The organism is Shinella sp. SUS2, assembly GCF_001262505.1.
Taxonomy (GTDB): Bacteria; Pseudomonadota; Alphaproteobacteria; order Rhizobiales; family Rhizobiaceae; genus Shinella.
In genome coordinates, this window is record NZ_KQ410725.1 from 287,767 (window position 1) to 302,883 (window position 15,117).

Consider the following 15,117-nt stretch of genomic DNA (forward strand, 5'->3'; position numbering starts at 1 on the left):
CACGGCATGACCCAGCAGCCCAAGGCCATCGAAGTGAAATCGGTCTCGAAGTCCTTCGGGGCCTATCAGGCGCTGAAATCCGTCAGCTTCGACATCGGCAGCAACGAGTTCTTTACCATGCTCGGCCCCTCCGGCTGCGGCAAGACCACGTTGCTGCGCATGCTGGCCGGCTTCGAAAGCCCGGACACCGGCTCGATACTGCTCAACGGCAAGGAGGTCGTCGCCATCCCGCCGCACAAGCGCCGCGTCAACACCGTCTTCCAGAGCTACGCCCTCTTCCCGCACATGACGCTGGAGCAGAACGTCGCCTACGGTCTCGAAAACCTCAGCTGGGACAAGGCGCGTATCAAGAGCCGCGTCGGCGAGATGCTGGAACGCGTGCACATGGGCGCGATGGCGAAACGCAAGCCCGCCCAGCTTTCCGGCGGCCAGCGCCAGCGCATCGCGCTTGCCCGCGCGCTTGCGCCCGAGCCCGAAGTGCTGCTGCTCGACGAACCGCTCTCCGCCCTCGACCTTAAACTGCGCCAGGCGATGCGCGACGAATTGCGCACCCTGCAACGCGACACCGGCATCACCTTCGTCTTCGTCACCCACGACCAGGAAGAAGCGCTCGACATGTCCGATCGTATCGCCGTTCTCGGTGGCGGCGAGGTGCAGCAGATCGGCACGCCGACGGAAATCTACGAGGAGCCCGTCAACCGCTTCGTTGCCGATTTTGTCGGCGAGACGAACTTTCTGGAGGTCGAAGTGCTGGAAACCGCGGCCGGGGAAGCGACCGTCCGCACGCCCTTCGGCCTGTCGATCACCGTACCGGCCACCGGCCCCACGGCCCGGGGGCGTGCGACGCTTTCCGTGCGTCCGGAAAAGATCAACCTCGGCAATCAGGCCCAGGGGGCGGCGGACGGTGTCACCTTCGAGGGGCGCATCACCAACAAGAACTATATGGGCGGCTACACCCACTACACGCTCGACGTCGCGGGCACCGAACTGCGCGCCTCGCGCCGCAACGCCTCGCGCGAGGGGGACACGATCCCGCTCGGCGCAAAGGTTCCGGTCGGTTTCGTCGTGGCTTCGGCGCGAGTGCTGACGGCATGAGCGACACCGCCCTCCACGCCCCCGCCGGAACGGAGCGCGCCCCACGCGCCCGCTTCTGGCACGACCTCTCCTTCTGGGGCCTGCTGCCGTCACGGCTGCTAATGGGCTTTGCGCTGATCCTGCCGATCTTCATCATCGCCGCCGTCTCGCTCTCCACGCGCGGCGCCCATGGCGGCTTTGCCTGGGACCTCAACCTCGCGGGCTATCGCCAGATCCTCTTCAACGAGGGCTGGACGGGCGAGCTGGAGTTCACCCCGCAATACCTTCTGATCATCGGCCGCACCTTCCTGCTGGCCGGCGCGACGACGCTGATCTGCCTTCTCTTCGCCGTGCCGGTCGCCTATTTCATCTCGCGCCAGCCGCCCGGCCGCAAGGCAATCCTCGTCTATCTCGTGACGCTGCCGTTCTGGGTCTCGATGATCCTGCGCGTCTATGCCTGGATGATCATTCTCGGCAAGGACGGCACCCTGCCGCGCCTCTTCGAAGCCTTCGGGTTCTCTTCCGGCATGAGCTTCATGTTCAACGACGGCGCGACGCTGACGGCGATGGTCTATACTGCCATGCCGCTGATGGTCCTACCGGTCTTCGCCTCCATCGAAAAGCTCGACGGCACACTGATCGAGGCGTCGCACGATCTCTACGGCGACCGCTGGGTGACGCTGCGCCGGGTGATCCTGCCGCTGACCGCCCCGGGCCTTACGGCCGGCGCCATCCTCGTCTTCGTGCCCTCGCTCGGCGCGGTGCTGGAACCGACGCTGATGGGCGGCGGCAAGCAGATGATGATGGGCTCGCTGATCCAGCTGCAGTTCGGCGGCGGCCGCAACTGGCCTTTCGGCGCGGCGATCGCCATGGCGCTGATGGCGCTCGTCATGGTCTTCCTGATCGTCACCGCGCTGCGCGCCGCCCGCCGGGAGGTGACGCCATGAACATTCGCCACGACGTCAAGCACTACCCGGGCCTCGGGCCCCTCACCGCTGTCTTCTTCCTCTATCTCTACGCCCCGCTCGCCATCATCGTCGTCTACTCCTTCAACGCCAACCGCGTTGCGGGTGTCTGGACGGGCTTTTCCCTCGACTGGTACGGCTCGGCACTCAACAATGCCGCCCTGATGAACGCACTCAGGACCTCGCTGACGGTGGCCGCCATCGCGACCGCCGTCTCCACCCTCATCGCGCTTTCCGCCGCGCTCGCGATCATCCGCGGCAAGGACCTGCGCTTCCGCAAGCTTTCCGAGACGATCGTCAACCTGCCGCTGCTCCTGCCGGAAATCGTGCTCGCCGTCGCCACGCTCATCCTGTTCTCGCTGCTCGACATCCAGAACGGCATGCTGCGGCTTGTCGTCGCTCATTCCGCCTTCTGCACGCCCTTCGCCTTCCTGCCGATCCGCGCCCGCCTGCAGGGCATGTCGCTCGATCTCGAGGAGGCGAGCGCCGATCTCTATGCGGATAACTGGACGACCTTCCGCCGGGTGACGCTGCCGCTGATCTTCCCCGGCGTCTTCTCCGGCGCGATGCTCGCCTTCCTCATCTCGATGGACGACTTCATCACCTCGAACCTGCTTGCCACGGGCGGCTCGACGACGTTGCCCGTCTACATCTTCTCGCTGATCCGCGCCGGTACATCGCCGGAGCTGAACGCCATCGCGACCCTGCTGATCCTTGCCTCGCTCATCCTTGCCACCGTTGCGCTCCTGGTCGCGGCGCGCGGCGCCCGTGAGAACGCCGAACCATAATCAAAGAGAGGAACAGACAATGAAGACCTATCTTGCAGCCACGGCCCTTGCCCTCTGCTTCGCCACCGGCGCACAGGCCGCGGGAGAACTGAACATCTATGCCTGGGCCGAATCCATCTCGCCGGCCCTCATCGAAAAGTTCTCCAAGGAGAACGACGTCAAGGTGAATGTCGACAGCTTCACCTCCAACGAGGACCTTCTCACCAAGCTGCAGGCCGGCTCTTCCGGCTACGACATCGCCACGCCGTCGCAGCATTTCCTGCGCGTCATGATCGACGAGGGCCTTATCGAGAATTTCGAGGCCAGCAAGCTGAAGGCCTTCGAGAACATCGAGGAGAAATGGCGCAACCAGTGGTGGGACGAGCAACAGGCCTATTCGATCCCCCTCGCCTACGGCACTGCCGGCTTCGTGGTGAACACCGATCAGTACAAGGGACCGACCGACAGCTTCAAATACTTCTTTGAGCCGGACGGTGAGCTGAAGGGCAAGATCGCCCTGCTCTCCTATCCTGACGAGGTGATCGGCGCGGCCCAGCTCTATCTCGGCGTGCCCTTCTGCTCGGAGGACCAGGCGGAGATGAAGAAGGTTCTGGATCTGCTGATGGCCCAGAAGCCGGCTGTCGCCGCCTACTCCTCCGACAATATCGCAAGCCGTCTCGCCTCCGGCGAGGTCTCGGCCCATTTCTGGTGGGACGGGGATTCGCTGAAGGCGCGCAAGGCCGGTTCGCCCGTCAGCCTCGCCATGACCAAGGAAGGTCTTGTCGGCTGGATGGACAGCCTCGTCATCCCCAAGGGCGCGCCAAACCGCGACAATGCGGTAAAGTTCATCGAGTTCCTCTCCACACAGGAAAACGCCACCGAGCAGATGAACTTCTACGCCCATTCCTCGCCGATGAAGGTCGTGCAGGAGAAGGTCACCTACACCAAGGACAAGGCACCCGAGCTCTATCCCGACGTGCCGATCACCTTCTCGCGCACCTGCTCGGCCGCCGCGCAGGACCTCGTGACCCGCGTCTGGACACAGCTTCTGCAATAGTTCGCCATGGCGCCGCGGGTAACCGCGGCGCTCCCCGCCATCGTCAAGGAGACATCCATGCCCGTGCACACCCGCATCCGCCCCTTCAACACCAAGGAAACCTACCCCGAGCAAAAGCTGAACAACGACCTCTGCCAGGCGGTGGTGGCGCGCGGGGCGACGGTGTTCGTGCGCGGGCAGATCGCGCAGGATCTCGACACGCGCGAGAGCCTGCATATCGGCGATGCCGGCGCGCAGGCCCGCAAGGCCATGGAAAACATCAAGATGCTGCTCGAGGAGGCGGGCTCCGACCTCAGCCATATCTGCCGCGTCGTCGTCTATCTCATCGACATCCGCTATCGCGAGGCCGTCTATACGGAGATGGGCAAGTATCTCCAGGGCGTGTTCCCCGTCTCCACCGGCCTCGTGGTCTCGGCGCTCGCCCGTCCGGAATGGCTGGTCGAGATCGAGGCGACCGCCGTCATTCCCGACGAAGCGTGAGGGAGGACCGCATGACCTTTTCCATCTCGGGCCGCTGCGCCGATACCGGCATGTTCGGCATCGCCGTGTCCTCGTCCTCGCCGAGCGTTGCGGCGCGCTGCGCCCATCTGCGCGCCGGCGTCGGCGCCGTCTCGACTCAGAACGTCACCGATCCCCGGCTCGGCCCGAAGGGGCTTGAGCTGATGGCGGGTGGACTGTCGGCTGAGGCCGCACTCGAACGCCTCGTTGCGGAAGCCCCGCATATCGAATATCGCCAGCTCGCCCTCGTCGATGCGGCGGGCCGCACGGCCGCCTACTCGGGCGCGAGAACCCTCGGCACCCATGCGACGGCGCGCGGCAACAACGTGGTCGCCGCCGGCAACATGCTGACGACGACGGCTATCCCGCAGACGATGGTCGAGGCCTTCGAAGCCGCCGCCGGGAAGCATCTCGGCGACCGGCTGATTGCCGCGATGCGTGCGGCAGTCGCCGCCGGCGGCGAGGAAGGACCGGTCCATTCCATGGGCCTCGTCATGGTCGACAAGGTTTCCTGGAACGTTGCGGACCTGCGCGTCGACTGGACCGACGGCGACCCGATCGAAGATTGCGCTGCGCTGTGGGAGCGCTGGCGCGGCGAGATGGACGCCTATGTGACGCGTGCCCTCAATCCCTCGGGGGCGCCGAGCTACGGCGTGCCGGGCGATCTTTGAACCATGATCCCCTCGACGCCCGACATTCTCGCCCGCCTCGTCGCAGACCCGACGATCTCGCGCCGCTCGAACCTTGCGCTGCTCGACCATGTGGAAGGGCTTCTGCGCCCGGCAGGCGCGCGCATCGAGCGTTTCACCCATCCGGACGGCAGCCGCGCCAACCTCTGGGCCAGCATCGGTCCCGAGGGGCCGGGCGGCGTTGTCCTGTCGGGCCATACGGACGTCGTGCCGGTGGAGGGACAGGCCTGGAGCAGCGATCCCTTTACGCTGACCGAGCGCAATGGGCTCCTCTACGGCCGCGGTACGGCGGACATGAAGGGTTTCGTCGCGGCAAGCCTTCGCGCCGCGCTCCTTGCCGCCGGCCGGCCGCTGAAACGCCCCCTGCATCTCGCGCTTTCCTATGACGAGGAGATCGGTTGCATGGGCGTGCGCGGCATGATCGAGGCGTTGGCGGGGCGCGCCGAGCGGCCGGCGCTCTGCATCGTCGGGGAGCCGACGGAGATGCGCATCGCCACCGGCCACAAGGGCAAGCAGGCGCTCCGCGCCTGCTGCCACGGACAGGAAGGCCATTCCGCCCTCGCCCCGAACGCCCTCAACGCGCTGCATCTCGGCGCTGCCTTCATAAAGGCGCTGCAGACGCGGCAAGAGGCGCTTGCGGAAAACGGTGCGCGCGACCCCGACTATGATATCCCCTATTCGACCATCCACGCGGGCATGATGCATGGCGGCACCGCGCTCAACATCGTGCCGAACCGCTGCGAGATCGACTTCGAGATCCGCACCATCGCCGAGGACGACCCGCACGCCATCCTCGCCGCCATCGCGGCCGATGCCGAGGCCATCGCGAGCCCCTATCGCAATCGGTTTCCCATGGCCTGTATCGAGATCGAGCCCGTCTCGGACTATCCCGGTCTCAACACCCGAACCGACGCGCCCGCCGTAGGTCTCCTGAAGAGGATCCTCGACGACGAGAGCACGCACAAGGTCGCCTTCGGCACCGAGGGCGGCCTCTTCGAACAGGGGCTTGGCCTTTCCACCGCGATCTGCGGCCCCGGCTCGATGGAGCAGGGCCACAAGCCGGACGAATTCGTCAGCCGCGCCCAGCTCGAGCGTTGCGATACGGCACTGGCGCGTCTCGTGGCCGAGCTTGAAACCACGTTCTAGGAGTACAGACTTATGGCCGCCATCACCTGTCCGCCACCTTTCCGGGGCTGACAGGCCCCGTAGGTCGGGGCAGACGCACCCGGCCGTTCAGCACGCCATAGGCAAGAAGTCCGATGACCAGCCCCCAGAAGGCCCCGCCGATGCCGAGCAGGTTGATGTTCGCGGCGGAGGCGAGAAAGGTGACGAGCGAAGCCTCGCGGGAGGACGGATCGGCCATCGCCCCCGCAAGGCTGCCGCCGATCGTGCCGAGCAGGGCGAGACCGGCAAGCGTGGTGATGAAGGTTGCGGGAAAGGCCATGAAGACGGCCGCGAGCGTCACGCCGAACACCCCGACGAGCACGTAGAAGCAGCCTGCGGCAATCCCGGCGATCCAGCGTTTGCGACCATCCTCATGGGCCTCCCGGCCGGTGGCGATGGCAGCCGTGATCGCCGCGATGTTGAAGGCGTGGGATCCGAAGGGCGCCATGACGAGGGAACCGAGCCCCGTCACGGTAAGGATCGGATTGGCGCTCGTCCTGAAGCCATCGTTGCGGAGCACCAGCATTCCGGGCATGTACTGGCCGGTCAATGTGATGAGGAACATCGGCAACGCGACCGACAGCAGCGCATTCAGCGAGAATTCCGGCATGGTAAAGACCGGTGCGGCAAATTTCAGCGCAAGGCCTGACAGCTCGACCCTGCCCTGCGCAAGCAGGAAGACCAGCCCGAGCCCGAGGATGCCGACCACGGCATAACGGGCGCAGAACCGCTTCAACACGACATAGGCGAGAATGAGCAGACCGACCAGCAACGGATCGACGCTCGCGCCGCTGAACGCGCCGATGCCGAACTGCAGCAGGATACCGGCGAGCAGGCCGGATGCGATGCCCGGCGGGATCAGCCGGATGACCTTCTCAAAGCAACCCGAAAGACCGAGCGCGACGAAGGCAGCCGCCGAAACCATATAGGCACCGACCGCTTCCGCATGGGGCGTGGTGGCGAGCGCGGTGACGAGGAACGCCGCCGCCGGTGTCGACCAGGCGGTGATGATCGGTTCGCGATAGTGCCAGCTCAAAACAAGCCCGGTCACGCCGACGCCGATGGAAACGGACCAGACCCAGGACGCCGTCAGGTCCGGGCCGAGGCCCGCGACCTTGGCGGCCTGAAAGACGAGAATGAAGGTGCCGCCATAATTGACGATGACGGAGATCAGCCCGGCAACGACGGGATGCGTCAGATCATGGAGGCGGATGGGCAATGGTACGGGGGACATGTTGTGACGAAGCTCCTGGACGCGACGGCGCATGGCCGACGAAGGGCTTGACATCTAGCCGGCAAATGGCCGGATTATCCCATCCATTTCGTCAAGAAGGCTCAGACCAATTGTTCAAGCATTCCCAACTGGAAACCGTAAAGGCCTGGCTTGCCCAGCCCGCCCATGCGGCCCTGCCGCTTCACGCGCGGATCCAGCGGGCGATTCGGCAGTTGATTCTCGACGGCGCACTTGGCGCGGGAAAGCCCCTGCCCGCCTCGCGGGCGCTTGCCGGGTCGCTCGGTGTCTCGCGCGACACTGTCGAGGCGGCCTACGCCCAGCTTCACGCCGAGGGCTTCATCGAGCGCCGGGTCGGCAGCGGCAGCTTCGTATCCGAGATGACCGAGTTCTCGCCACCGCGCCGGCCCGCACCGCGCGACCGGCGGGTGCGCAAACAGGCGCCCGCCCTCAGCAAGCGCGGCGAAGCCATGTTCCGCAGCGGCGGCGTTCGCGAACCGCTCGCACCGAGACCTTTCGCACCCGGCGTGCCGGAGACGCGCACATTCCCGCTGCACCTGTGGGAACGCCTCGAGCGGCAGGTGTTGAAGGAGGTCGGCACGGGCGCGCTGCTTCACGGCGATCCGCAGGGAACCGAACCGTTGCGACGCGCCATTGCCGACTACATCAACCTCGAGCGCGGTGCCCGCGCCACCGCCGACCGGGTGCTGGTTCTCACCAGTTCGCAACAGGCCCTGACGCTGTGCGCGACGATGCTCTTCGATCCCGAGGACCGCATTTTCATCGAAGACCCGGCCTACTATGGCGCGCGCAGGGCCTTCGAAGCAGCGGCACTTGACTGCGTGCCCGTCCGCCTCGATCGCCAGGGGCTGATGGTCGGACAGATCATGGCCGAGCCCCGGGGTGCCAGGGCTGTCTTCCTGACGCCCTCCCACCAGTTCCCGACGGGCGCCACGCTGGCGCTCGACCGCCGCCTCGCCCTCATCGAATGGGCGGCCCGCCACGAGGGCTGGATCATCGAGGACGACTATGACAGCGAGTTTCACTATGCCGGCAAACCGACCGCCTGCGTGCAGGGCCTCGATCCGCACGAGCGGACCATCTATATCGGCACCTTCACCAAATCGCTCTTTCCGGGACTGAGGATCGGCTATGCACTGCTGCCGCCCGCGCTCGTGCAGCCGATGACCGTCGCGCGCACCTTGCTCGACGGGCATTCGGCGCCGCTTGCGCAGCTGACGCTCGCCCGCTTCATGGAGGGTGGGCATTTTGGCGCGCATGTCCGCACGATGCGCAGCGTCTATGCCGCACGCCTGGAGGTGCTGGTCGGTCTCGTTCGGACACATCTGTCCGAGTTCGTGGAACCGCGCGTTCCCATCGGCGGCCTGCAGATGCCGTGCGTGCTGACCGGCAACCTCTCCGAACATGCCGCTGTCGAGGCAGCCCGCCGGACCGGTATCGAGTTGCTGGGCCTGTCGTCGCTTCACGCAGGCGGCCATGGCAAGGCGGGCTTCCTGATGGGCTTTGCCGCCTATACGCCGGCGGAGATGGACGTCGCAGTCCGGAAACTCGCCCAGGCGTTTCGCACGGTGGTGAATTCGTAACCCCACGGGCGAGCACTGCCGGCACCCCGATGACAACCACTCGCGGTGACCGGGCGGTTGATGGCGCGTCGCTACCCCTCTATCTCGACCCGCCCGCCCGTCGCGCGGTCGAAGAGGTGCAGCTTGTCCGTTGCAAAATGCGCATCGACACGCTCGCCAACCGCATGGCTGACCCCATCGGGCGTACGGGCGATGATGCGGCCTTCCGGGGTGGACAGGAACCAGAGTTTTTCGTGCCCGAGGTTTTCGACGCCCTCGACCGTGCCGGTGATGGACGCCCCCTCGCCCGCGCCAAGGCGAACGTGTTCCGGGCGGACACCGACGGTCAGTACGGCGGGAAGATGGCGCGCGCCGGGAAGGGTCAGACCGCCGATACGGATGTCGCCGCCGTCCGCCCGGCCCTCGAAGAAATTCATCGGCGGCGAGCCGATGAACTTGGCGACGAAAAGGTTGGCGGGGCGATGATAGACCTCTTCCGGCGTGCCGAACTGCATGAGGTTCGAACGACCCGCCTGCTTCAGCGGGGCGAGAACGGCGATGCGGTCGCCCATCGTCATCGCCTCGACCTGGTCGTGGGTCACGTAGATCATGGTTGAGCCGAGCTCGCGGTGCAGCTTGCTCAGCTCGTGGCGCATGGCAGCACGGAATTCGGCGTCGAGATTGGAGAGCGGCTCGTCGAACAGGAAGACCGCGGGCTTGCGCACGATGGCGCGGGCGAGCGCCACGCGCTGGCGCTGGCCGCCGGAAAGCGCGCCCGGCCGCTTGTGCAGGTGATCCTGAAGGCCGACCATGCGCGCCACGTCCGCAACGCTTACCGCGATCTTGTCTTTCGCCTCGCCGCGCAGCCGCATGCCGAAGGAGATGTTGTCGGCAACCGACATATGCGGGAAGAGCGCATAGTTCTGGAACACCATGGCGACGTCGCGCCGGGCCGGATCGACCTCGTTGACGACGCGGCCGCCGATGGAGATGTTGCCGGAGCGGCCCTCCTCCAGCCCGGCGATCAGGCGCAGCGTCGTCGACTTGCCGCAGCCGGAGGGGCCGACGAAGACGACGAACTCGCCCGATTTGATGTCGAGATCGAGATTGCGCACGACATCGACGGAGCCGTAGGAGATATCGATGCCTTCCAGGGAAACGGCGGACATGGCTTTTTTCCTTGATTGATCGGGGGCTTACTTGACCGCGCCGAGGCTGAGGCCCTGGACGATGCGCCGTTGCGCCAGAATGGCGAACAGCGCCATGGGCAGGATGATGATGATGGAGGCAGCCGACATCGCGCCCCAGTCGATGGAGGCGTAGCCACGGAAACCGGCGACGGCGAGCGTCACGGTCTGCGCCTTCTCGAAAGTGAGCGCGAGCGCGATGGTCAGCTCGTTCCACATCTTGATGGAATTGAGGATGACGGTGGCGGCGATGCCGGGGGCAGCGATCGGCACGTAGATCGTCCAGACGATGCGCAACGTGCTCGCGCCCTCCAGCCGCGCCGCTTCGGCAAGCGCTTCGGGAATATCGGCGAAGAAGGCGCGCAGCAGCCAGATCGTGAAGGGCAGCGTGAAGACCTGGTAGATCAGCGCCAGCCCGATCACCGTGTCGTAGAGCCCGATGGACTGGAAGAGCACATACATCGGCACGATGAACAGGAATTCCGGCAGCATGTAGGAAATGAGCAGCCAGATCAGGATCGTACGACGTCCCGGCACATGCTTCTTGTTGAGATAATAGGCGGCCGGAATGCCGGCGGCGAGCGCCAGCACGTTGCCGATGACGCAGACGATCAGGCTGTTGAGGAACGCGCCGGAAAACCCCGTCGAGAACCACGCCTTGGCGAAGTTCTCCCAGACCGGCGTGAAGAACCAGACCGGCGGCATGGCGAAGGCGTCGACCTGCGTCTTCAGCGCGATGGTCAGGATCCAGAAGATCGGAAACAGCGAGACGGCGACGGCGAGGACGGCGACCGCATAGGGCCAGAGGGCGCGGCGGGTGGAAGCGCTCATGCCTTTTCTCCTTCATCGGTGTCGATCATCAGGTAGATGATGCAAAGCGTCAGGATGATCAGCGAGAAGACGACCGCAATGGCCGCGGACTCGCCGAACTTGTAGGACTTGAAGGCCGTCTGGTAGGCGAGTGTCTGCACGCTTTCGGTGGCCCTGAGCGGCCCGCCGCCGGTCGTGCCGAAAATGATGTCGAAGACTTTCAGCGTGTCGATGGTGCGGAAGATGACGATGGTGATCAGCACCGGTTTGAGCATCGGCAACGTGACGTGGCGGAAGGTCTGGAAGGGTGTCGCCCCCTCCAGCCGCGCTGCCTCGAAGGGCTCGGCCGGCAGGCTTTTCAGCGCGGAGGACAGAATGATGAAGGTGAAGGCCGTCTGCCACCAGGTATCGATCATGATGATCGAGGGCATGGCGGTCGGCACCGTGCCGAGCCAGGCGGGACCGGGAATGCCGACGAGCGACAGAAGGTAGTTGACGATGCCGAGCGTCGGATCGAGCATGACCTTCCAGATCAGCGACACGGCGATGCCCGAAACCATCAGAGGCAGGATCATCAGCGTGCGGATCAGGCCCGCGCCGATGCGGATACGGTTGATGGCGAGCGCCAGACCGAGGCCGAGCAGGGTCTCTATGACCACGGCGAAGACAGCGAAATAGAAGGTGTTGAACAGCGCCTTCGGAAAACCGCTGCCCGACAGGATACGCACGAAATTCCGCAGCCCGACGAATTTCGCCTCCGAACCCCAGTTCCATTGGAGCAAAGAGAGATAGCCGGCATAGACGACCGGGTAGAGCGTTCCGGCGGCCAGAAGCACGAGGGCCGGCGCGATCAGCCAGCGGATATGTTTGTCTCGGCGCATGGTCGATACGATCCTGCTTTCGGGAAAAATGGGGCCGGACAGGCCGGCCCCGCGGGAGAAACGGTCTATTCGAGCGTGTCCTGAACGTTGGTCTGGAGTTCGGCCACCGCATCCTCCGGCGACGTGCCCTGGTAGATCTGGTGGATGGCGTCGACGATCATGAGCACGACGTCGTTCCAGCCCTGGCGGAACACCGAGGTGGGGCGGGTGTGCTGCATCTGGGTCTTCACGGCCGCGACATAGCCGGCATCAAGTGCCTTGACGTAGTCGGCATCGGCCCATGCGGAATCGCGCGGCGCACCGCCTGTCGCCACACCCAGCGCCGCCGTCATCTTCTTGTTCGTCGCCCATTGCACGAAGAGCCAGGCGGCATCCTTCTTCGGCGAGTTCTTGGCGATGGAAATGCCCCAGGACCAGTGGCCGCTGTAGCCGATATCACCCGTCGAGGCCGGCAGCGGCGCATAGCCGACCTTGCCCGCGATGGCCGAGGTCTTCGCATCCTCGAAGCTCGGACCGAAGACCGAGGCATCGACGAAGAAGGCGGCATTGCCCTGCGAGAAGAAGCGGCTGGCATCCTCCCAGCCATAGGACAAAGCACTCGGCGGACCAGCCTTCAGGAGGCCTGCATAGTAGGAAAGGCCCTTGGCGATGCGCGGATCGTCGAAGCGCGGCTTCGACCAGTCTCCGTCGAACCAGATGTTGTAGGGAAGGTCGGCCGGCTCGTTGCCCCATGCGTCGAGCACGATGCCCGTCATCGTATCGACCAGTTCGGCCGAGCGCTTGCCGCGCATCGAGGCGCCGAAAATCTTGCCCTCACCCTTGGCGCTGATCTCGTTCGCGGCAGCGATCAATTCGTCCATCGTCGCCGGCACCTTGCCGCCGAGATATGTATCGATCAGCGCCTTGTTGTAGAAAAGCGTATAGGCCTCGAACGAGATCGGGATCGCATAGAGCTGCGGATCGGGCTTGCCGACCGGGAAAGACGCACCGGCGCGAAAACCTTCCGGGTAGTCGGCGAGATTGTAGTCGGCATCCGTCTTGGCGGCATCGTTCAGATAGGGCGTCAGCGGCTCGACGACACCGGCTTCCCATTGCGTATAGAGCGCCGAGTCCATCTGGATCATGTAGACGTCGGCAACGGAATTGGCCGAGCGGACGGCAAGGTTCATGCGGTCCGAATAAAGGTCCTCCGCAAAGGCATCGATCTTCACCTTGATGCCGGTCTCCGCCTCGAATTCCCCGACATGCTTGCGCAGCTCGGCCGTCCACGGGTGCTCGCTGAGCAGCACCGTGATTTCCTTGCCGGACTGCTGCTTCCAGTCAATGGCGTGCGCGCTGGTGGACAGCGTGAAGGCGACGGATGCGGCCGTCAGCGCGAGAAATGCCCTTCGTTTCATGATCATGCTCCCGGTTGGTTTTGATCCCCACGCAGTAAGTTGTTCACTTGACAACTTGTTACTACATGTTAAAGACCAGCTAACACAGGCTTGAAGCCCTGTCTAGTGCCCGAGCAGACGCATCGAACGGCGGAAACCCCACCATCGATGGATTTGCCAGCGGACGAGAACGGTCAGACTATCCGGCGACAGGCCGAGACGAAGAGGATGCGATGCGCAAGAGCCCCCAGGAATTCGACTATGTCATCGTCGGCGCCGGTTCGGCGGGCTGCGTGCTGGCCAACCGGCTGAGCGCCGACCCGGCCGTTTCCGTCTGCCTCGTCGAGGCTGGGCCGAGCGACCGCAGCCTCTTCATCCGGATGCCCGCGGCGCTGACCTTCCCCATCGAAAGCGACCGCTACAACTGGAAATTCGAAAGCGAGCCGGAGCCGGAACTGCATGGCCGCAGCATCGGTCAGGCGCGCGGACGCGGCCTCGGCGGCAGCTCCTCGATCAACGGCATGGTTTTCGTGCGCGGCGCGAAAGAGGACTACGACGGCTGGCGCGAACTCGGCGTCGAAGGCTGGGATTTCGAGGATTGCCTGCCCTTCTTCAAGAGGCTGGAAAACTTCGAGGGCGGCCGCGACCCGATGCGCGGTGGTGCAGGCCCCATCGATGTCGTGCGCAGCAAGGCCGACCATCCGCTCTACCGCACCTTCCTGAAAGCTGGGCAGGAGTTCGGCCTGCGTGAAGCCGGCGACTATAACAGCGGCGCGCAAGACGGCGTCCACATCACACAGGCGACCATCCGCGACGGCGTGCGCTGCAGCACCAGCCTCGCCTATCTCACCCCGGCAAAAAATCGCCCCAACCTCACCGTGATGACAGGCTGCCTCGTCGAAAAGATCCTTCTCGACGGCCGCACAGCGACGGGCGTCACGCTCTTGCAGCGCGGCGAGCGCAAGACGCTACGCGCCGCCCGCGAAACCATCCTGTCGGCCGGCACGGTCGGCTCGCCGCATCTGCTGATGCTCTCCGGCATCGGCGACCGTGAGGCCCTGAAGGAGCACGGCATCGCCAGCGCCGCCCACCTGCCCGGCGTCGGGGCCGATCTACAGGACCATGTCGTTGCCCCGTTGCGTTTCACCTCGCCGGGCGGCGTCTCGATCCGCCGGCAGCTCAACATGCTCGGCCGGCTGAAGCTCGGCATCGAATGGCTTTTGTTCAAGCGCGGTCTCGGCGCGACCAATTTCTTCGAGGTCGGCGCTTTCTTCAAGAGCAGCGAGACCGTGCCCTATTTCAACATGCAGCACGAATTCCTGCCGTTCCTCGCCGATTTCCAATCCGGCAAGGTGACGATCTCCGATGGTTTCCAGTATTTCGTCAGCCAGATGCGGCCCTACAGCCGCGGCCGGATCGCGCTGAAATCCGCCGCCCCCGCCGCAAAACCCTCCATCCGCTTCAACTATCTCACCGACCGACGCGACACGCTCGAAATGATCGACGGCATCCGCAAGACGCTGGACCTGGCGCACCAGCCGTCCTGGGATCGTTATCGCGGCCAGCCGGTCGATACGCCCGGCCTCAAGGCTTCGGACGCCGAGATCGAAGGGTGGCTGCGCACCGTCGCCAACACCGAACACCACCCGACCAGCACCTGCCGCATGGGCGCGGACGACCATGCCGTCACCGACGCCGCCGGCCGGGTGCACGGGCTGGAAAAGCTGCGCATCGTCGACGGCTCCATCCTGCCACGCGTGCCCTCCGCCAACATCAACGCCCCGATCATCATGGCCGCGGAAAAGATCGCCGCAACCATGACGCGGCGCTGACGG

Annotated in this window: 14 protein-coding genes; 9 read left to right on the forward strand and 5 right to left on the reverse strand. The window is 65.1% G+C overall.

All coding sequences use genetic code 11. The features are described 5' to 3' along the window. Positions 1 to 6 precede the first annotated feature (6 nt). The 7 genes from AKG11_RS06505 to argE are packed head-to-tail and all read left to right on the forward strand — an operon-like array spanning position 7 to position 6,196. Positions 7 to 1,095 carry an ABC transporter ATP-binding protein gene (locus AKG11_RS06505; RefSeq protein WP_050743321.1) on the forward strand — a complete coding sequence of 363 codons (1,089 nt, stop codon included), beginning with the start codon at positions 7 to 9 and terminating at the stop codon, positions 1,093 to 1,095. Beyond that, the gene (locus AKG11_RS06510) at positions 1,092 to 2,021 is read left to right on the forward strand and encodes an ABC transporter permease (RefSeq protein WP_082342351.1); all 930 of its coding nucleotides are present in this window, start codon (positions 1,092 to 1,094) and stop codon (positions 2,019 to 2,021) included. The genes AKG11_RS06505 and AKG11_RS06510 overlap by 4 nt, the downstream gene beginning before the upstream one ends. Then, the gene (locus tag AKG11_RS06515; protein ID WP_050743322.1) at positions 2,018 to 2,827 is read left to right on the forward strand and encodes an ABC transporter permease; all 810 of its coding nucleotides are present in this window, start codon (positions 2,018 to 2,020) and stop codon (positions 2,825 to 2,827) included. The genes AKG11_RS06510 and AKG11_RS06515 overlap by 4 nt, the downstream gene beginning before the upstream one ends. 19 nt (positions 2,828 to 2,846) lie before the next feature. Beyond that, entirely contained in the window at positions 2,847 to 3,863 is a 1,017-nt protein-coding gene (locus tag AKG11_RS06520) for an extracellular solute-binding protein (RefSeq protein ID WP_050743323.1), read from the forward strand. 57 nt (positions 3,864 to 3,920) lie between these two features. Further along, the gene (locus AKG11_RS06525; protein ID WP_050743390.1) at positions 3,921 to 4,343 is read left to right on the forward strand and encodes a RidA family protein; all 423 of its coding nucleotides are present in this window, start codon (positions 3,921 to 3,923) and stop codon (positions 4,341 to 4,343) included. Positions 4,344 to 4,354: 11 nt separating this feature from the next. Further along, positions 4,355 to 5,032, forward strand: a complete 678-nt coding sequence (locus AKG11_RS06530) for a DUF1028 domain-containing protein (RefSeq protein ID WP_050743324.1) — start codon at positions 4,355 to 4,357, stop codon at positions 5,030 to 5,032. 3 nt (positions 5,033 to 5,035) lie between these two features. Continuing rightward, complete coding sequence (gene argE / locus AKG11_RS06535; RefSeq protein WP_050743325.1) at positions 5,036 to 6,196, forward strand: acetylornithine deacetylase; 1,161 nt, start codon at positions 5,036 to 5,038, stop codon at positions 6,194 to 6,196. A 22-nt stretch (positions 6,197 to 6,218) separates the two neighbouring features. Here argE and AKG11_RS06540 read toward each other — a convergent pair whose 3' ends face one another. After that, entirely contained in the window at positions 6,219 to 7,448 is a 1,230-nt protein-coding gene (locus tag AKG11_RS06540) for a benzoate/H(+) symporter BenE family transporter (protein ID WP_050743326.1), read from the reverse strand. A gap of 110 nt (positions 7,449 to 7,558) precedes the next feature. On the opposite strand from AKG11_RS06540, the gene AKG11_RS06545 reads away from it, so the two are divergent. Continuing rightward, positions 7,559 to 9,049 (forward strand): MocR-like pyridoxine biosynthesis transcription factor PdxR, encoded by a 1,491-nt coding sequence (locus AKG11_RS06545; RefSeq protein ID WP_050743327.1) that lies wholly within the window; start codon positions 7,559 to 7,561, stop codon positions 9,047 to 9,049. 71 nt (positions 9,050 to 9,120) lie between these two features. Here AKG11_RS06545 and AKG11_RS06550 read toward each other — a convergent pair whose 3' ends face one another. From AKG11_RS06550 to AKG11_RS06565, 4 genes are all read right to left on the reverse strand, one after another. Next, positions 9,121 to 10,197, reverse strand: a complete 1,077-nt coding sequence (locus AKG11_RS06550) for an ABC transporter ATP-binding protein (RefSeq protein ID WP_050743328.1) — start codon at positions 10,195 to 10,197, stop codon at positions 9,121 to 9,123. A gap of 27 nt (positions 10,198 to 10,224) precedes the next feature. Further along, entirely contained in the window at positions 10,225 to 11,046 is an 822-nt protein-coding gene (locus AKG11_RS06555) for a carbohydrate ABC transporter permease (RefSeq protein ID WP_050743329.1), read from the reverse strand. Then, positions 11,043 to 11,906 carry a carbohydrate ABC transporter permease gene (locus tag AKG11_RS06560; protein ID WP_050743330.1) on the reverse strand — a complete coding sequence of 288 codons (864 nt, stop codon included), beginning with the start codon at positions 11,904 to 11,906 and terminating at the stop codon, positions 11,043 to 11,045. Before AKG11_RS06560 ends, AKG11_RS06555 begins: the two co-directional genes overlap by 4 nt. Before the next feature lie 65 nt (positions 11,907 to 11,971). Next, positions 11,972 to 13,303, reverse strand: coding sequence for an ABC transporter substrate-binding protein (locus AKG11_RS06565; RefSeq protein ID WP_157255820.1), 1,332 nt, complete (start codon positions 13,301 to 13,303; stop codon positions 11,972 to 11,974). A 212-nt stretch (positions 13,304 to 13,515) separates the two neighbouring features. Here AKG11_RS06565 and AKG11_RS06570 point away from each other — a divergent pair, with 212 nt between their 5' ends. After that, positions 13,516 to 15,114 carry a GMC family oxidoreductase gene (locus AKG11_RS06570; RefSeq protein WP_050743332.1) on the forward strand — a complete coding sequence of 533 codons (1,599 nt, stop codon included), beginning with the start codon at positions 13,516 to 13,518 and terminating at the stop codon, positions 15,112 to 15,114. Positions 15,115 to 15,117 lie beyond the last annotated feature (3 nt).

Coding starts and splice junctions, on each gene's coding strand:
- argE (WP_050743325.1), top strand. CDS start 5,036: ATGATCCCCTCGACGCCCGACATTCTCGCCCGCCTCGTCGCAGACCCG.
- AKG11_RS06515 (WP_050743322.1), top strand. CDS start 2,018: ATGAACATTCGCCACGACGTCAAGCACTACCCGGGCCTCGGGCCCCTC.
- AKG11_RS06505 (WP_050743321.1), top strand. CDS start 7: ATGACCCAGCAGCCCAAGGCCATCGAAGTGAAATCGGTCTCGAAGTCC.
- AKG11_RS06520 (WP_050743323.1), top strand. CDS start 2,847: ATGAAGACCTATCTTGCAGCCACGGCCCTTGCCCTCTGCTTCGCCACC.
- AKG11_RS06530 (WP_050743324.1), top strand. CDS start 4,355: ATGACCTTTTCCATCTCGGGCCGCTGCGCCGATACCGGCATGTTCGGC.
- AKG11_RS06540 (WP_050743326.1), bottom strand. CDS start 7,448: ATGTCCCCCGTACCATTGCCCATCCGCCTCCATGATCTGACGCATCCC.
- AKG11_RS06570 (WP_050743332.1), top strand. CDS start 13,516: ATGCGCAAGAGCCCCCAGGAATTCGACTATGTCATCGTCGGCGCCGGT.
- AKG11_RS06525 (WP_050743390.1), top strand. CDS start 3,921: ATGCCCGTGCACACCCGCATCCGCCCCTTCAACACCAAGGAAACCTAC.
- AKG11_RS06510 (WP_082342351.1), top strand. CDS start 1,092: ATGAGCGACACCGCCCTCCACGCCCCCGCCGGAACGGAGCGCGCCCCA.
- AKG11_RS06560 (WP_050743330.1), bottom strand. CDS start 11,906: ATGCGCCGAGACAAACATATCCGCTGGCTGATCGCGCCGGCCCTCGTG.
- AKG11_RS06565 (WP_157255820.1), bottom strand. CDS start 13,303: ATGAAACGAAGGGCATTTCTCGCGCTGACGGCCGCATCCGTCGCCTTC.
- AKG11_RS06550 (WP_050743328.1), bottom strand. CDS start 10,197: ATGTCCGCCGTTTCCCTGGAAGGCATCGATATCTCCTACGGCTCCGTC.
- AKG11_RS06555 (WP_050743329.1), bottom strand. CDS start 11,046: ATGAGCGCTTCCACCCGCCGCGCCCTCTGGCCCTATGCGGTCGCCGTC.